This window comes from Paenibacillus sp. FSL E2-8871, from assembly GCF_038000345.1.
Taxonomy (GTDB): Bacteria; Bacillota; Bacilli; order Paenibacillales; family Paenibacillaceae; genus Paenibacillus_AQ.
In genome coordinates this window covers 560,274-577,946 of the sequence record NZ_JBBOBV010000001.1, presented here as the reverse complement: position 1 = coordinate 577,946, position 17,673 = coordinate 560,274, and the positions used below count along the sequence as shown (strand labels likewise).

General features: G+C 42.7%; 17 protein-coding genes. 4 read left to right on the top strand and 13 right to left on the bottom strand.

Annotated elements, in window-relative coordinates; translation table 11 throughout:
• Window positions 1-41 precede the first annotated feature (41 nt).
• Together NYE25_RS02660 and NYE25_RS02655 are read right to left on the bottom strand one after the other, a co-directional pair.
• Window positions 42-806: an exodeoxyribonuclease III gene (locus NYE25_RS02660; RefSeq protein ID WP_341147669.1), complete on the bottom strand. Its 765-nt coding sequence runs from the start codon at window positions 804-806 to the stop codon at window positions 42-44.
• 158 nt (window positions 807-964) lie between these two features.
• Entirely contained in the window at window positions 965-1,381 is a 417-nt protein-coding gene (locus tag NYE25_RS02655) for a hypothetical protein (RefSeq protein WP_341054245.1), read from the bottom strand.
• A 186-nt stretch (window positions 1,382-1,567) separates the two neighbouring features.
• Between NYE25_RS02655 and NYE25_RS02650 the strand changes: the two genes are divergently transcribed.
• Entirely contained in the window at window positions 1,568-2,737 is a 1,170-nt protein-coding gene (locus tag NYE25_RS02650) for an MFS transporter (protein ID WP_341145029.1), read from the top strand.
• 116 nt (window positions 2,738-2,853) lie between these two features.
• Here NYE25_RS02650 and NYE25_RS02645 read toward each other — a convergent pair whose 3' ends face one another.
• Window positions 2,854-3,702, bottom strand: a complete 849-nt coding sequence (locus tag NYE25_RS02645) for a helix-turn-helix transcriptional regulator (protein ID WP_341145028.1) — start codon at window positions 3,700-3,702, stop codon at window positions 2,854-2,856.
• Between the two features lie 124 nt (window positions 3,703-3,826).
• Here NYE25_RS02645 and fabF point away from each other — a divergent pair, with 124 nt between their 5' ends.
• The gene (fabF, locus tag NYE25_RS02640) at window positions 3,827-5,065 is read left to right on the top strand and encodes a beta-ketoacyl-ACP synthase II (RefSeq protein WP_341145027.1); all 1,239 of its coding nucleotides are present in this window, start codon (window positions 3,827-3,829) and stop codon (window positions 5,063-5,065) included.
• Between the two features lie 88 nt (window positions 5,066-5,153).
• Here fabF and NYE25_RS02635 read toward each other — a convergent pair whose 3' ends face one another.
• From NYE25_RS02635 to NYE25_RS02625, 3 genes are all read right to left on the bottom strand, one after another.
• Window positions 5,154-6,620 (bottom strand): glycoside hydrolase family 43 protein, encoded by a 1,467-nt coding sequence (locus NYE25_RS02635; protein ID WP_341145026.1) that lies wholly within the window; start codon window positions 6,618-6,620, stop codon window positions 5,154-5,156.
• Window positions 6,621-6,809: 189 nt separating this feature from the next.
• A complete protein-coding gene (locus NYE25_RS02630) occupies window positions 6,810-7,877 on the bottom strand; it encodes an ABC transporter ATP-binding protein (RefSeq protein WP_076282847.1) in 1,068 nt (355 codons plus the stop codon).
• A 507-nt stretch (window positions 7,878-8,384) separates the two neighbouring features.
• Window positions 8,385-9,347 carry a phosphotransferase family protein gene (locus NYE25_RS02625; RefSeq protein WP_341145025.1) on the bottom strand — a complete coding sequence of 321 codons (963 nt, stop codon included), beginning with the start codon at window positions 9,345-9,347 and terminating at the stop codon, window positions 8,385-8,387.
• A gap of 129 nt (window positions 9,348-9,476) precedes the next feature.
• Between NYE25_RS02625 and fabV the strand changes: the two genes are divergently transcribed.
• Window positions 9,477-10,667 carry an enoyl-ACP reductase FabV gene (gene fabV / locus NYE25_RS02620; RefSeq protein ID WP_341145024.1) on the top strand — a complete coding sequence of 397 codons (1,191 nt, stop codon included), beginning with the start codon at window positions 9,477-9,479 and terminating at the stop codon, window positions 10,665-10,667.
• A gap of 20 nt (window positions 10,668-10,687) precedes the next feature.
• Here the strand turns inward: fabV and NYE25_RS02615 are convergent, their stop codons facing one another.
• From NYE25_RS02615 to NYE25_RS02595, 5 genes are all read right to left on the bottom strand, one after another.
• The gene (locus tag NYE25_RS02615) at window positions 10,688-10,945 is read right to left on the bottom strand and encodes a DUF2164 domain-containing protein (RefSeq protein WP_341145023.1); all 258 of its coding nucleotides are present in this window, start codon (window positions 10,943-10,945) and stop codon (window positions 10,688-10,690) included.
• Window positions 10,946-11,042: 97 nt separating this feature from the next.
• A complete protein-coding gene (locus NYE25_RS02610; protein ID WP_042187542.1) occupies window positions 11,043-12,011 on the bottom strand; it encodes a sugar phosphate isomerase/epimerase family protein in 969 nt (322 codons plus the stop codon).
• Between the two features lie 26 nt (window positions 12,012-12,037).
• Complete coding sequence (locus tag NYE25_RS02605; protein WP_341145022.1) at window positions 12,038-13,114, bottom strand: Gfo/Idh/MocA family protein; 1,077 nt, start codon at window positions 13,112-13,114, stop codon at window positions 12,038-12,040.
• Between the two features lie 22 nt (window positions 13,115-13,136).
• Window positions 13,137-14,234, bottom strand: coding sequence for a Gfo/Idh/MocA family protein (locus NYE25_RS02600; protein ID WP_341145021.1), 1,098 nt, complete (start codon window positions 14,232-14,234; stop codon window positions 13,137-13,139).
• Window positions 14,227-15,000, bottom strand: coding sequence for a sugar phosphate isomerase/epimerase family protein (locus NYE25_RS02595; RefSeq protein ID WP_076282852.1), 774 nt, complete (start codon window positions 14,998-15,000; stop codon window positions 14,227-14,229). Before NYE25_RS02595 ends, NYE25_RS02600 begins: the two co-directional genes overlap by 8 nt.
• Before the next feature lie 320 nt (window positions 15,001-15,320).
• Between NYE25_RS02595 and NYE25_RS02590 the strand changes: the two genes are divergently transcribed.
• A complete protein-coding gene (locus tag NYE25_RS02590; RefSeq protein WP_042187534.1) occupies window positions 15,321-16,139 on the top strand; it encodes an AraC family transcriptional regulator in 819 nt (272 codons plus the stop codon).
• Window positions 16,140-16,347: 208 nt separating this feature from the next.
• Here the strand turns inward: NYE25_RS02590 and NYE25_RS02585 are convergent, their stop codons facing one another.
• Together NYE25_RS02585 and NYE25_RS02580 are read right to left on the bottom strand one after the other, a co-directional pair.
• Window positions 16,348-17,079: a class I SAM-dependent methyltransferase gene (locus NYE25_RS02585; protein WP_076282853.1), complete on the bottom strand. Its 732-nt coding sequence runs from the start codon at window positions 17,077-17,079 to the stop codon at window positions 16,348-16,350.
• A 232-nt stretch (window positions 17,080-17,311) separates the two neighbouring features.
• Entirely contained in the window at window positions 17,312-17,614 is a 303-nt protein-coding gene (locus NYE25_RS02580; protein WP_341145020.1) for a hypothetical protein, read from the bottom strand.
• Between the last annotated feature and the right edge of the window lie 59 nt (window positions 17,615-17,673).

Here is a 17,673-nt window from a genome sequence, read left to right as displayed (position 1 = left end):
GCTTTGTCCTATGCAGGAACTTAGCGGCCTTATCACTTTTTTTATTCCGAAAAATCAGCTAGCTTCAACATGACTGGGCAATGATCACTACCCATGATCTGACAATCAATTTGAGCATCAATTACATTAGGTGCAAGTCTAGAAGAAGCTAAGAAATAATCAATTCGCCAGCCCACATTCCGCTCTCTCACCTTCGGCATATAAGACCACCATGAATACACTCCCTCTAGCTCCGGGTGAAGATATCTGAACGTATCTATGAAGCCCGACTCTAGCAGTGTGCTCATTTTCCCTCTCTCTTCATCCGTAAAACCGGAGTTCCCACGGTTAGCCTTTGCATTCTTGATATCAATATCTTCATGGGCAACGTTTAGGTCTCCACAGACAACAACTGGTTTACGCTTGTCCAGTTCTAAGAGATAGTTACGGAAACGGTCTTCCCATTCCATTCTATATTCCAATCGAGACAGATCTCGTTTGGCGTTAGGCGTATAGACGTTGACCAGATAAAAATGTTCGAACTCTAATGTAATGATCCGACCTTCTGCTTCTTCATCTTCTTCCATCCCATATCTCACAGAGATCGGTTTGATTTTGGTGAACACTGCCGTGCCTGAATAGCCCTTTTTCACTGCGTAATTCCAATACTGCTCGTATTCTTCGCCTTGCTCCATAGTAATTTGTCCTGCTTGCAGCTTAGTCTCTTGAACGCAAAAAATATCTGCTTCTACTTCTTTGAAATAGTCATTAAACCCTTTAGTGACACATGCCCTAAGGCCATTTACATTCCATGATACCAGCTTTATCATCGGCTTTTCTCCTTGCATTTTGCTTTAATTATACTATTACTGCGGTTATTATATCACTATAGTGAGCTGACGGGATATGTATAGCAGCAAAAGCCGCACCTCTCTCCATTGCGGAGAATTGGTGCAGCTTTTGGTTAATTCATACGCTAGCTAACTTATAGACCAATTGCTGTAGCTGTGAATGTAATTGGGCCTTTTATTTGAATTAAACTTCCAGCATTATTACTATTAGCAAATAGAACACCAAGTGTATAAATTTGGGTTCCCGGCAGTCCACCATCCACAGCAAGCACGTTTACAATCTGAAGGTTGTTACCAGGATCGAAGAATCGATTGAGCGGGCTACTGTATACTTTTGTAGCACCTCTGTAAATATCTACGCGAATATCATCTGTAAATGAAAAACTATCAACACCGAAACTCGCTTTTAGCTCAACTCTCGAACGATAAGTTGCAGGATTAGCCGGATCAAGAAATACAGAGGTAGTAGTTATTCCTTGACCAACACCAACCGCCAATACTGGACCATCAACAGTTAAAAACGTAGAACCATAATCAATAATTGACGCCATTCTTAACACTTCCTTTCAAGGTTATACCACATTCTATGAAAATGAACTGAACCTTGAATGGATATATCATATGGGAGAATAGTATATTTTTATCATAGATTTATATCCTAATCATTCAACATCCGTGATACAATAACCAAATTGACACTATACAAATATCATTAAATACGTGAGGTAAAGAGACTTATGAATGCACCAACACTATTACGAGGGTTTAACTTTTTGTATTTTGCGTTGCTGGCTATGTTTATTCCTTTTCTGCCAGTCTATTTAGGGGAGCAGGGTCTTAACCCGGCGCAAATTGGATTCATTATTGGTACTGGAGGGTTTGTTACCATTATTGCTCAACCCTTATGGGGGATGATCAGTGACAAAACAAGAACGATCCGCAAAGTGCTGTTAATTCTGTTGTTATGCTCTGCGGTGACGGGATACTTTTTATTCGATTCTAGCAGCTACGTGCGACTTATTCTTTTTGCGATGCTGCTCTATTTCTTCTTAATGCCTATCGATCCGCTAGCTGAAAGCCTGAATTTCCGGATCTCTGAGGCAGCTGGAATTAGTTATGGTTCGATACGTACATACGGTGCGTTAGGGTACGGTGTTATGGCCTTACTCACAGGTTATGTGATGAGTTATTTCGGTTCACAAGGGATGGCCTTGCTGTTCGTCGCGATTAGTCTTACAAGCTTCGTAGTCAGCTGGTTCATGCCAGATGCTCCTGTGACCGGTAAACCGGTCACACTTGACAGCCTGAAGCATTTTCTTAGCAACAAAGAAACACTGCTATTTCTAGTGCTCATCTTTATTAGCTCCGTTCCCGCACGAATGAACGATACCTTCCTTGGAGTTTATATTCGCGAGCTTGGTGGCAGTCCTGAATTAGTTGGTCAATCGTTCTTTATCGCCGCAATGAGTGAAATTATTGTGTTCGCCTTAAGCTTTTGGTGGCTGCGCAAAGGAAAAGAGCTAATCATTATTTCGATTTCTGGAGCCTTTTATTTTCTTCGATTCTTTATTTCGGCCTGGATTTTGGATCCGCATTTATTAGCTTATCTACAGATTCTACAAATCCTTACCTTCCCGGTATTCTACTCTGCAGCTATTCAGTATCTATATAGTATTGTACCTGTGGAATGGCGTGCTACGGGTCAAACTGTGTTGGCGTTACTGTTCTTCGGTGTATCAGGAATTCTCGCCTCTTATGCAGGTGGAGCATTATATGAAGCCTTTGGAGGTAAGGTCCTTTATTTAACAATTTCCGTGATGTCATTTATCGGTATGCTGTTCGGATTGATATTGTACAGAATCTATGGAAGTAAATACGCCAATAAAAAGAATATAGCCACTCATTAATCTTTGGACAATTAAACGGGTATGTCCCCTAGCCATGTAGATGGCTAGGGGACATGCCCGTTTTCTATGAATAAGAGTATTATCCTTTACAAAAACCTTGCAGGTGGGAACTTGTGTCATTCTTTATGCTGCTCCATAAGCTGCTTCAGTTTGATTTCAGTATTTGAATCCGCGGCAGGCGTATAAATACTACAACGTAAATCTGTGCTGCCCTGAACCTGTAGTGAGGTTAAATGAAATAACATTTTCCCTGCTTTGGCATGTCTGAATTCCAATAGCACATCTGGAGCAGAGCTTACACGACTATGTTCCCACATTTCATTAAACGCTGGATGCAGTCCCTTTAATTCCTCAATAAATTCATCGTACCAACGATCCTCTACATATTGTCCGTAATACGCTCTGAAGATGGATAGATAACCACTTACGAATTGTTCCCAATTTACAGCTAATCGTCTGAACTCCTTACGAACAAATAACAAACGAATCATGTTTCTCTCCTCGATGGGCAACTTAGAGAAATCTAGAAACACATGTGCTGCAGCCTCATTCCAACCAACAATCCCGCAACGTCGGTCTGAAATAATCGTAGGACAAGTCTTAAGCTCCTGTAAAATTTTCTGTAGAGAAGGACTTATTACTGAGGATTCCTCTTGCTGAAATAGAACGTTCCCTGTTCCAGTCTCTAGTGCTAGTGCAAAAAGATATTTCCGCTCATCATTAGTTAGCTTTAGGGCAGTCGCAATACAGTCCAGAACAGACGAAGATACTTTAATATCCCTGCCCTGTTCTAGCCACGTATACCAGGTACTGCTTACTCCCGCTAGCTGTGCAACTTCTTCCCTGCGAAGTCCAGGCGTTCTCCTGCGTGTGCCTTCTGGCAGTCCAACAGAGCTGGGTGAGATCGCTGCACGGCGTGCTTTTAAGAAATCTGATAATGCCTGCAATCTCGTCTGATTAGCCATACGCTTACTCTCCTCTCTGTTACATTCTTTAGTATAGTACAAATTATACTAGGATAAACGATAACTTGTAATAGGATAAAATAAGTGGAAAAATACCTGTATACACTTCTTGAGGAGGTTCATTATGGAACGCGTAGTTATTACAGGTATGGGCTTAATCTCGCCCCTTGGAAATACAATAGAACAATTCTGGGATCGTCTAGTTTCTGGTGAGTCGGGTATTTCCCCAATCACTTCATTTGATACCTCTAACTTTAAGACAAAGATCGCGGGAGTCGTGAATGATTTCGATGCGGAGGCCAGATTTGGCCGTAAAGAAGCACGCAGAATGGATAGATTTAGTCAGTTCGCCCTGGCAGCCGCTGAAGATGCCTGGACACATTCCGGTCTACAGCTTGATAAGATTGACAAGGAACGTCTCGGAGTTTATGTAGGATCAGGCGTTGGTGGAATTCAAACCTTGATGGAACAAGGGAATGTGTTAAAGGGCCGCGGACCAGATCGGGTCAGCCCCACTTTAATTCCCATGATGATCTCTAATATAGCTGCGGCGATGATCAGCATTAAATTAGGAGCCTTAGGTCCTACAATGTCTCCAGTAACTGCCTGCTCTATTGGAAATACGGCAATCGGTGAAGCCTTCCGGTTGATCCGTTATGGAGGTGCCGACATCGTAATTGCTGGTGGATCAGAAGCAGCCATTACTGAAATCTCTTTAGCCAGTTTCGGCAATGCCACCTCCTTATCCACTCGAAATGAGGAGCCGATTAAGGCGAGTCGGCCTTTTGACGGGGAACGTGACGGATTTGTTATCGGTGAAGGTGGCGGAATAGTTATTTTGGAGTCACTTTCTCATGCGCAGCGTAGAAACGCCAAGATTCACGGAGAGGTTATCGGTTATGGTGCCAGCTCTGATGCCTATCATGTGGTCGCCACCCATCCAGAAGGAATTGGTGCTTATCAAGCGATGAAGCTGGCCCTGAATGAAGCTAATCTCCAGCCCGAAGAGGTGGATGTAATTAGTGCTCATGCCACGAGTACAGTAGTAGGTGACCGCTCCGAGACCCTTGCGATAAAGAAGTTATTCGGTGATCAAGCCTACCAGATTCCCGTAACCGCTAATAAGTCCATGACTGGACACGCATTAGGGGCGGCCGGTGGCCTAGAAGCCATTGCCCTAATTAAGAGCATTCAAGAAGGAATCGTCCCACCTACCATTAATCAGGAGGTCAAAGATTCCATCTGTGATCTGGATTACGTCCCGAACATTGCGCGAAAATCTGATCTTACTATAGGCATGTCTAACTCCTTTGGTTTCGGTGGGCATAATGCTGTCATTGTGATTCGGAAGTTTGAAGACTGACCACTCATCCATAAAACGGGGTTCCAGCTTAGTCATTCTCAGGACTAATTGGAACCCCGTTTCTACTGCCAATTTTCAAAAAAATCTATTATTCCATCGTTGATACATGGCTCCCCCAGATAGAGATACCTTCCTTGGAAACCGCAGTAAACGTCATAACGTTACTAGCTGTTGCTTCATTCCACTCTTTTAGGAACACCCCATTATAAGTAGAACCGTCAATGGTAAGCTCAGCCGTATGATCATTGATAAGCTTCCATTTCCCCTTTACCGCTCCTTTGATCTTACCGCTCTTAGTTAATTCAATCAGCTCCGACTGCACGATATCAGCCGTAATGTCTTTGTTATGGTTTACATATTTGTATTCACCTGAAATTTGCTCTTTTGTGTATTTCTCTATGGTCTCTCCGCCATAGCGGTGTGGGGCTACAACCGGCCAACCCTCACTGTTCATAAACATCTGATGAACTCTTACCTCATGCTTTTCTCCACGATTCGGGAACCGTGTATGGAAGATCAGATAATACTTGCCATTCTCTTCATCATAAAACGCTGAGTTATGACCTGGTGATACATATCCTTCTCCACTCACTGGCAGCTCGTCATCCGTATTCAAGAATTCGAAATTCCCCATTAGCTTCACTCCATAAGGAGCATATGCTGGATCATCGAACAATACGGATGGCGATCCTTGTGCATTAATCATATCCTGACCCTCAGAATCTTGGAAAGGTCCATCAGGCGCCTTTGAACGAGCTACACGGATGTTATATCCACCGTCTGCAGCCAGACCACCGTAGGATAGGAACAGATAGTAGTAATCCGTTTCCGGACTGTACAGCATATATGGAGCTTCTATCCGAGCATGATTCGCACCCAGAAGCTTTTTGCCATAACCTTGATCTGGCAGCGGGAAGCCTGTATTAGCATCTATTTCCATAATAAAAATACCACCGGAGTAAGAGCCATAGACCATCCACAGCTTCCCTTCTTTATCAAAGAACACATCCGGATCTACTACATTCGGCTTTTGAGTGGCATCATATATTTCTCCATCATCACCCTTGCCCATCATACCTGACTTCAGAATGACTCCTTTATTCTTATAAGGTCCCTCAATATTGTCCGACACAGCTATGCCGAGTGCAGACAACGGGGAATCCCCTTTACAAGCATTGTAATACATATAGTATTTGCCATCCGCCAATTGGATAACATCGGGTGCCCATAAGGTATCCGTCTGTGCCCATTTTAATGCTTCAGCAAACTCCTCTTTGACATTAGGAATGAGTACGTTTCCTTCTACCACCCCAGAGGACAGCTGAGTCCAAGACATCAGATCATTTGATTTAGCAGATGCTAAATGAGAGCCGAACACATAGTATTTGTTATCTGTCATAATGATCGACGGATCATGTACAGATACATTTTTTAAGACAGGCTGCGCAGAGTCAGCTACGTTATTTGTGTTGCTGGAACTAGCTGAATTATCATTGCACGCGGTTACTGCTAATAATGAAACGCTGATCATTGTAGTCATAATTGCTTTTCTCATCGTTATACCCCCTATGTATGCCTTTTCATTTTGAAACGAAAACGAACAATAGTCAATCCTTTTATTTAATTAAGTTCGTATTAATTCATATTTATTTAAATAATAGTGAACATTCATACATATAAAAAAAACGCCAAGCCATCGAAATGGCCTGACGTTTCCTTTTATATTTTTCGTAAAATAATCTGTTTAATTAGCGCCTTCTTGTACCAAAACTGGCTCTGGATAAGCATTCTTAAGCACACGTTGTCTGTTCTTAACAACTGCCGGCGGTTCCACCTGAGGAGCCATCGGATGCATTAGCCAAGACTTCACCATATGGGTATCCGAAACCTTATACATTGGAGGCTCTTTCTCCATATCGATTTGCATAGCGTAAGTGCTACGTAGTGCGAAAGCATCGCCCTTAGGCGGTTTGATCAAATCTGGAGGAGTACCAGGGATTGCTGTTAGCAAAGATCCTTTGCTCTCTAGACTTGGCATGGAAGCTAGCAAGCCCCAAGTGTATGGGTGTCTTGGATCGTAGAAGATCTCTTCCGCTGTTCCCATTTCAACAATTTGTCCAGCATACATTACAGCTACACGATCTGCCATTCTTGCTACAACCCCGAGATCATGGGTGATAAAAATAATAGCCGTATCAATCTTCTTCTGCAATTCCTTCATCAAATCAAGGATTTGTGCTTGGATGGTTACGTCGAGCGCAGTAGTCGGCTCATCCGCAATCAGAAGTTTAGGGTTCGCAGCAAGTGCCATTGCAATAACAACACGTTGACGCATACCACCACTGAATTCATGTGGATATTGATTGAAGCGACGTTCTGGAGAAGGAATACCTACAAGATTGAGAAGCTCAATCCCACGTTTATTCGCATCAGCCTTGGAGATGTTCTCATGTTTAAGCAGCACTTCAGTAATTTGTCTGCCGACCTTCATCATTGGATTCAGAGAGGTCATCGGATCTTGGAAGATCATACCGATCTCTTTACCGCGGATTTTCTGCATCTGCTTCTCTGTCTTGCCAATCAAATCTTGTCCATCGAACAGAATCTGTCCGCGTTTATATTCTCCTGGTGGTGTAGGAACTAGCTTCATAACCGCTTGTGAGGTTACACTTTTACCGGAACCTGACTCCCCAACAATCGCTAGAGTTTCACCTTTATCTACATGGAAGCTAACACCACGGATCGCTTGTACCTCTCCGCCGTGTGTTTTGAATGATATCGCTAAGTCTTTTACCTCTAAAAGGCGCTCCATCTTGTCACCCTCTCATTTCCTCGTCAATTATGATAATGATTCTCAGCATGTTGTAAGCAATAAGTATTATTTTATCTAGTTTTAAGGGTTCTAGTCAAGATTTTTCTGAAAAAAATACGGCTAACCTCACACTTTAGTACTAGATCTAATTATTGCGTGCTCAATAGTTGCGATAGCTCCTCTTTAAAATACGCAAATAGAGAATAAGGAAGAACTACTAGGTACTGCTAAATACAATAAATGGTATGGAAGGAATACTGCCATGATTCTAAAGCCCACTATCAAAATATACACGAATAATACAACCAAAGCAAAAGTTACATGGCCATGTACTTCAGTAAGCAATGCTATTTGTGCATAAATGAGCGTGAAACAAACGTAGTATCGACAGCGGCTACAGCAAACTTACGGTATCAATATGTACACTCAGCCGTTCAAATATAAGAATTCTCCCCTACTGTTGCTCAGTCTCCCTATCTTTCATGTTGTAGTTGTGTCAAAAATGTGTTAATTCATAAACCGCTTCCAGCCCTCAAGCAGATTATCATGCGCCCACTCAAGGTGACTTTGGCTATCGTACTTACGCGAATAACACTCGATGAAGTAAATTAAGTCGATATATAAGTCGTAGAGTTTTTTACGGGCATGTTCGTTTGGGCTGTCGAAGCTATTCCCGTAACCTCTGCAGAAATGCTCTGAATTCTCAATATAGCGAAAATAATATTCCATAAGTGGATCGCCCCAAAGTGCCCGTTCCCAATCAATCAATGCAACAATGCGGCCCTCTCGCACAAACACATTGCCATCCCATAAATCCCAATGTATTAGACGAGGCTCAACGACTGCGTCCATAACATGTAAGTGACTTTTGATCTCTGCCTCAACAGTTTCTAACGGAATGGGCATTTCTACCTTTAAACGACGTGCATCTTCAAGCAGGTTCATTATCAAATGCTTAAAAGTTTCCCGCCATGAAGTTCCTTTTACTGGTGTGGACGCACTAAATAATCCGAAACGCTCACCAGTAATTTCATTAATTAAACGGGAGTAACGACCTAACTCTTCCTCGATACTTATTCTCTGCTGCGAGCTTAGCGCTTCCTTAATTTCATTATAGGGCTGGCCAACTATTTTCTCCATGAAAAAAAACTCGCTTGAAATCATTTCTTTACTGTTATCATAAGCGTATACCTCAGGCACAGGTACTGTTCCTTTTGACTTCATCAGTCGCATCGCCGCAACCTCTACAGACATAATATCATGCTCGTAACTAAGGGTATCTGCTTCAGCTGACGGAGCTATCTTAAGGATCATGTCTCTTCCATCTGATAATAAAAGGTCATATGCTGCGTTAAAATAGCCACCTGTCAGTTCAGTACTTCGCTGAATGCTCACATGGCTTCCAAAAGTAGCACCTACCAAATCATTCTGTTGCTCTGTCGTTAATTTTGTTTTAGTAAAGCTCTCCAAGATCTCACCACCATAATGAAATAAGTATCAAACGATAAACAATCCTTCTCCATTTGATTGAAAATTGTTAAAATTAGAACAAACGAGTCTCATTAGCCCGCTTTTCATGAAAGAGAGGAAACGATTAACATGATTATTAAACCTAGAACACGCGGCTTTATCTGTACTACCGCACACCCGCAAGGTTGCGCTCGTCAAGTAGAGCGGCAAATCGAATATATCCAGACACAACCCGAGATCAAAGGACCACGCAAGGTGCTTGTCATTGGCGCCTCTACAGGATATGGCCTCGCCTCACGGATTACAGCCGCCTTTGGGGCTGGAGCCAGCACAGTAGGCGTCTACCGCCAGAGCAGCAGCAATGGAGCCCGTACAGCCTCTGCTGGATGGTACAATTCAGCAGCCTTTGAGGAACTTGCAGAGAAAGCTGGACTTCAATCCTACAGCGTAACCGGTGATGCCTTCTCCAAGGAAACTAAGGATAGAACCATACAGCTGATTCGCAGTGAATTGGGACAAGTTGATCTAGTCATCTACAGCGTTGCTTCAGCCCGTCGAACAGATCCTGTGACGGGTGAAGTTTATAACTCCGTAATTAAACCTATAGGAGATACCTACACGAATAAAACCGTAAACTTTCATACGGGTGAAGTTAGTCAAATTTCTATTGAGCCTGCTACAGACAAAGAAATCGATGATACCATTCGAGTGATGGGTGGTGACGATTGGCAGCTTTGGATTGAAGCTCTTCATCAAGCCGGAGCTTTGGCCGATCATGCCACCACCATCGCATTCTCATATATCGGGCCGGAAATCACCCAGTCTGTATATCGTAAGGGAACGATTGGACGTGCAAAAGATCATCTAGAATTAACAGCACACACTCTTAACGATGAACTATCTAGTATAGACGGTCGAGCCTATGTAGCAGTTACGAAAGGACTGGTCACACAGTCTAGCTCAGCAATTCCTGTCGTCCCCCTGTACACTTCTGCGTTATACAAAGTCATGAAAGAGAAAGGACTTCATGAAGGTTGTATTGAGCAAACCTATCGGTTGTTTGCAGAACGTCTTTATGCGATCGAAGGGACTTCTGTGGACGAAGAAGGGCGTATCCGAATCGATGACTGGGAGATGTCCCCGGATGTACAGAATCAAGTGACTCAAATCTGGGATAAACTCACGACAGACAATATCTATGAATTGACAGATCTAGAAAGCTACAAACAGGAGTTTTTCCAGTTATTCGGATTTGAGACTGAGGGTGTAGATTATGAAGCTGAGACTGATCCAGACGTAACGATTACCAATCAGCGGTAAACAATACATTATGTTGCGGACTATCTTCTAGCAGATGTTATTGGTTGCTCAAGTGCATACAATTCTTCTTCAATGGAAATCATCTTTTGCTCAATCACTTTACGGGCATCTGCCAGTGCCTGATTATAAATATAAGGTGAGAGTTCTTTGAGCATAAAATCAAGAAGATTCTCACTTGCTAATTGGCCAATTTCGCTAGACAGCTCCGTTTCAAAATAATCCTGAATGCTGGATGTAATTTGTAGTTTGTGTTCTCTCTGTATTTTTATCGGCTGCATGATCGTCCTCCAATTTGTATGGTTTAAAATTCAGATTATTAATACAGGAAAAATGACGTGCTTGCGCACGTCATTTCTTATATCTATACCCTTTAATCTAAACCCACCACATTTCTGCTAGTGGCTCCTCAATCAATACTTGTTGAAGATTACTTACAGCTTTGGAGAAGCCTTCTTCCACAGACATCAATCCATCTTCATGTTCAATACTGACCACATAATCATATCCTACCAAACGAAGAGCGCTCATAATATCAGCCCAAGTCTTAAGATCATGTCCAAAGCCAACCGAACGGAACTGCCATGCACGATCAAGCATTTTGGTATAGGATTGCATATCAGTTAAGCCATGCATATTGACATTGACTGGATCAATAACTGTATCTTTAGCGTGGAAGTGATGGATTGCGCCTTGGCGGCCTAAAATATGAATTGCCTGCACCGGATCAATTCCTTGCCACCACATATGGCTCGGATCAAGGTTAGCTCCGATTACTTCACCCGCAGCTTCTCTCAACCGCAGTAGAGTAGCAGGTGTGTGAACGGAGAATCCGCCGTGCAGCTCAAGACCAACCTTCACATCATGCTCTGCGGCAAATGCTCCCCATTCAGTCCAGTAAGGAATCACTTTATTTTCCCATTGCCAATCCAGAATTTCTTGATAATCATTTGGCCATGGCGCTACCGGCCAGTTCGGATACTTGGCACCCTCATGATCACCTGGACAGCCAGAGAACGTATTAACGACTGGAACTCCTAGCTTCTGCGCCAATTTGACCGAGTTCACAAAGTCCTCATGATCCTTCTGTGCAAGCTCTTTTTGTGGGTGTAGGGGATTTCCGTGACAGCTCAATGCACTGATCGTCAATCCACGGGATTCCACAGCATGTTTGAATTCTTTCAGTGCTGTCTCATTCTCGAGAAGCATCTTAGGGTCACAATGGCTGTTACCAGGATTCCCTCCTGTACCAATCTCTACCGCCTTTAGTCCTTTGGACGCTACATAATCAAGAGCATCCTCCAGCTTGCGACCCCCAAACAAGACCATAAATACTCCAAGTTTCATTGTAAGTCACCTCTTTTGCAAATAGTTTACTTACCTTCACCATACATATCGAAGTCTTTTACTACTTGATTCTTCTCAGCAGATTCAAAAATAGCTTCAATCAAATTCTGAACACGCATTACTTCGGCATTCTTAACGATTGGCTCAGCTGTTCCCTCAATAACGGCTGCGAAATTGTCATAGAAGCTAGAGCCTAGTTCCGCAGGTTGAGGTAAAGCTTCTGTAATCGTAGCCCCTTCTGAAGGAGGCGCCATAGTTTTGGTTAATCCAACACCAGCACGTATAGGCTTAGGCTCGATCTTTTCACCTTCATTGTTTCTGGTTACTAAACGTCCAGTTAAAGACCAATCTTCGATAATACCCGTTCCTTCAATACCCTTCACATACCATCTAGGCAGCGTAATAAAGTTAGTTGTCCCAACCTCAACGATAGCTTTAATTCCATTCTCAAATTGCAGGATGGCTTCAAAGCCATCATCTACATCATTACCTAGAATAAAGCTCAGACTGCTGCTCACACTGATGACTTTGCTATCGATCATAAATAAGAGCTGATCTAATAAATGAACGCCCCAATCTAGCAACATTCCTCCACCTTGTGCCTTGACATGGCGCCAGTCTCCTGGAATACCATTCGCTCCGTGTACGCGAGATTCAAGCTGGAACAAAGAACCGATGGTCTCTTGATCGTACATTTTTTTGATGGTTAAGAAATCCTCATCCCAACGTCTGTTCTGATGTACCATGAACACACGTCCTGCTGCATCCGCAGCAGCCAGCATTTCTTGAAGCTCTACCTTCGACATAGCGACCGGCTTCTCACAAATAACATGTTTGCCAGCTTGGAGCGCACGTATAGCAATTTCTTTGTGTACATCGTTTGGTGTAGCAATAAGAACAATCTCAACTGCAGGATCTGCTAATACTTCTTCATAACTTTCATATACCTTGTAACCAGCATTGATGGAGTCCGCACGACGTGCTTCAAGCAAGTCGTATGTCCCTACCACTTCTAGGGAGTTAGTCTCCTTAATTAATTTCGCGTGATAACTTCCCATTCCACCAAAGCCAACGATGACTACGGAATGTATCTTTGAGCTCATGACTTCCACTCCTACTTCCCTATTAATTATCTGATGTGCCGTCAAAATACACAGCGCGACCTGTACGTGAAGATTCATAAATAGCTTCCAAGATTTGAGTAACAACGAGGGCCTGCTCAGGTTTAACTACAGGTTCCTTGTCTTCTCTAACCGCCTCAAGCCACAAGCGAGCTTCACGATCAGATTCATTTTCCTGTCCTCCATCAAAGAACGCTACTCCACCAGCAGACAAGTCTACTTTGGTCTCATACAGACGTCCACCACGGTCACCGTTTAGGCGCAGACCATCCTTCATATCTGCACCACCTTCTGTACCTGCAAGAAGCGTCTGAGCTTCTCGATACTCAGATACATTTAGTGCCCAGCTGGATTCAAGTACAATTGTAGCACCATTTTCCATGGTAATAAATCCAAAAGCTGAATCTTCTACCTTAAATTGCTCAGGATCCCAAGGACCAAAGGCATTTCCAGCGTTCTTTCGGTTACTCAGTTTATGGAAAGACGAGCCCATAACACTGCGTGGTTTATAATTATCCATCATCCATAAAGTAAGATCAAGTGCATGCGTACCGATATCGATCAGTGGGCCGCCGCCTTGCTTTTCTTCATCCAGGAACACGCCCCAAGTAGGAACCGCACGACGACGAAGGGCAATTGCTTTTGCATAATAGATATCACCTAGTTCGCCGTTTTCGCAGAGTGCTTTAAGGTATTCACTATCCGAACGATAACGGTTCTGGTAAGCGACAGACAACTTCATCCCCGTACGCTTCGCAGCATCCAACATTTCTTGTGCTTGGGCAGTGGTTTTAGCCATTGGTTTCTCGCACATTACATGGTTACCTGCTTCTAATGCAGCAATAGTAATCACGGAGTGACTGTCATTTGGTGTACATACATGAACAATATCAAATCCGCCATCTTTCAAAAGCTCAGTGTAATCTGTATAAACAGCAGCGCCTTCAGCGCCATAAGTCTGAGCGGCTTTCTGTGCACGCTCTTCTATGATATCGCAGAAAGCTACCATTTCAGCATCCTTCTGACGTGACAAACTTGGCATATGTTTCCCATTTGCGATACCACCGCAACCTACAATAGCAATTCTCAACTTATTAGACATTAACTTTTCCTCCTTGATTTGCGTATGCTTTTACCCATTTCAAACTATCTTCTACACTTTCTAATGGTGAACGACTGCAGAAATCCTGCTCTACTACCGCCCACTCCACATTTGCCTGTACAGCTGCATTTAAAATTGCAGTAAGGTTCACTTCACCTTCACCTAGTACAACAGTTTCCGGAGAGCCGTCTTCTTTTTTCTTCAAATCCTTCAGATGGATGATCGGCAGTCGACCTGCGTATTTATTGATATATTCAACTGGATCATAGCCTGCATGATGTACCCAGCAAGTATCCATTTCCACTTGCAACAGGTCAGCCGGCACCTCTTCAAACAATCCATCAAAAGCAGTACGGTCACTATCACCATATTTATCTGTTAACTCGAAATCATGATTGTGATACAGAAGAACTGCTCCGCCCGCTTTGCACTTTTCTCCAATAACCTTCAGATTCGCGGCAACCTCTTCATAGTTACGTTGTTCTTCTGACAAATAAGGAACAATCAAATTTGGATTTCCAATCTCAAGATTGTAAGAGATCTCTGCTTCTGTATCATTCAACAATGCGTCATATGGACGATGTGCGCCGAGCGCAACCAGTCCAAGCTCATTTAGCAATTGTTTAACTTCTGCTGCGGTGCGGCCGAAATAGTGGAAAAACTCTACGCCTTTATATCCAAGGGCTGCTACCTTACGCAGTGTTCCTTCAAAATCCTGTTCCAATTCTTCTCTAAGCGTGTACAATTGCAGACCTATCTTCAGCATTTTCTAATCACTCCAATGGGTTTAGGGTTAGCTTACTAATTCATTTAAACTTCTTTCTGCTGCTCGTCCCCAAAGAGATCAACAGCAGCAATCACTTGAACAATAATGCTGTTGCAGAATTGACTAATCTGATTCCCATTAGTTTCCTTCAACTGCCATTCTTGTTTGCATAGCTAATATCGACTCCGTATAGCGTGGATGGTCGATTTCTTTCTTTATTGCTTAGGTACATAGTAATATGAAAGCGTATATAATAAAATGAATAATATGATTAAAACATGAACAATCTGATTATCATTTCTAGACATCAAGGAGGACACATGAATCAATCAACTACCTGTCACGTTTTATCTGCTGGATTTTCCTTTCACCGCAAACCTTTTCATATGTCACATAGCCATGGAAATCAGAACTATTTAATTCGTCTGCAAACAGAGGGCCGAAGCCGAGCAATGATCGACGGTGTGATGACTCCAGTGGAGAGCGGCGATATCATGCTGTTTGCTCCTAATGATCCTTACTATTTAATCATTGATAAGGAAGAGTATCCTGTAGGTAAGCCGCGGATTGAAAGCGGAGATTATCATATTTTTTGTGAAGGAACTTGGATTGTTGAATGGTGGGAACGTGCTCAGAGACCCTCACTCTTAAGTGTGCCACTGAGTGAGAATTTCCTCGGCTTATTTCGTCAGCTAATTCTTGAGCACAGACGTCTTTCCGATTTCTCACCAGCGATATCTGCCTGTTATCTGCAAATCCTGTGTATGGAAATCGACAGACTCATTACAGATCAGCCAGCGATTACGCCTAAAGGCTATCTAGCTTACCGAATGAAGCAATATGTTGAGGAGCATGCAACCTTACCTTTTCTGTTGGAGGATGTTGCCGCGCATGTAGATATTTCCGTCTCCCGTGCCGTTCATTTATTTAAGGAGGCCTTCGGGACCAGTATTATCAAATATGTAAATGATGTCCGGCTAGAGATGGCAAGAGAACGAATAACCTTCAGCCCGATGCCGCTGGAGCAAGTAGCAGAAACCTGCGGTTTCGCGAACTATACTTATTTTCACCGTGTATTCCGAAGTCGGTTCGGCATGTCCCCTAGACAGTACCGTGTACACAGCAGAACTCAAGTATAATATAGAGGTGAATTGCATCAACAAGCAAAAACGCCTACAGCGTCCCTAAAGGACGGTAAGCGTTTTTGCGAGAAATATATGGATAATGTATTGTGTGAAACGTAAACTTTCTTATATTTTGAAAATAGGGCTGTCCCTGTAGTAGATAAACTACTACGAGGATAACCCTCGCTTCTATATTCAAACAATAGTCATGTTAATGAGATGATTATTCTTTTTCAGCTGAAATAATCAGGAACATCGGTCTGCGATCCTCGTCCTTCATCCACGGATCATCGCTCATTTCATCAGAAGGCTTAGGCTCCTTAACTGCTTTGATAGCAAACCCGGCTCCAATCAAGTCATTGAAGTAGGTTGAAATTGTACGATGATATTTAATCACATTTTCTGTTAAGAAGGTCGTTTCACGCAATCCCTCAGACTGATAATGATCTACAGGCCAATGAAGACGATTGCCTTGGTCATCCACATACCAATCCTGTTCATTTCGAGAAGTAAAGATGGGATGCTCCACTGAAAATATAAAGCTGCCGCCTGGCTTAAGGTAAGTATGAACCTTGCGACAGATAGCTTCAAAAGACTTTACATAATGCAAGGCCAATGAACTGATGACCACATCAAATTGTTCGCTCGCAAATTCAATATCCTCAATCGGCATCTGGATATAAGAAATAGCTGGATCGTCTGTTTTTTCACGCGCTTCTTGAAGCATTTTTTCAGAGATATCTACGCCAACGACTGAGCTTGCCTGCTGCTCGCGTGCATATAGACAATGCCAGCCAAATCCGCAGCCTAAATCAAGAACACTTTTATTATGTAAGTCTGGGATCAGAGGTTGTAATACATGCCATTCTCCAGCTGCTTCAAGCCCACCAATGGAACGAGGCATTTGTTTATAGGCTGAGAAGAAATTCGTATCGTCGTATTTATTTTGTTTCATCAGTTATATATCTCCTATCCATAATGTCTTCCATCAGTATATTCTTAGCCATGATAACAAAAAATCTTATTTTCAGTATACTCATTGAAATGATCCCCTTACTTAGGGTATTAATTTTCTCTCTTACCTGTAAATTATGATCATGAATCTTGGCCCCATTACTTATTTTTTTACACCAAAACGGTGTCGAAATGGTAACGATCCAAACCGAAATATTCTTGTTTAAATAGTCCTATTGCTGATAGCCCTCCGCCCATAATCGAAGTACTAAGCCTAACTCTGTGAAAGGAGAATCAGCTGCAATGATCAGCAATCCTATAGTCAGCCCTGCAAACGAAATGTGGTTTACAGAATCCAACATAGCAAGAATCAATCTCCAGTAATAGATATATTGACCGATTCGAACCCTCGTTTCCAACCCACAAAAAAATCCTCGCCTCGCAACAGCAAAAGGAGTACCTGTGGCGTAAGCCGACGGGAATCGGATAATGTTCTTGTCAAATCGGAACAAGTTCTTGTCTTCAGAAATTGACAAGAACTTGTTCCGATAACTAAAATTTTCGGGAAGATTGTTGTATTTGTACAAAGATAATT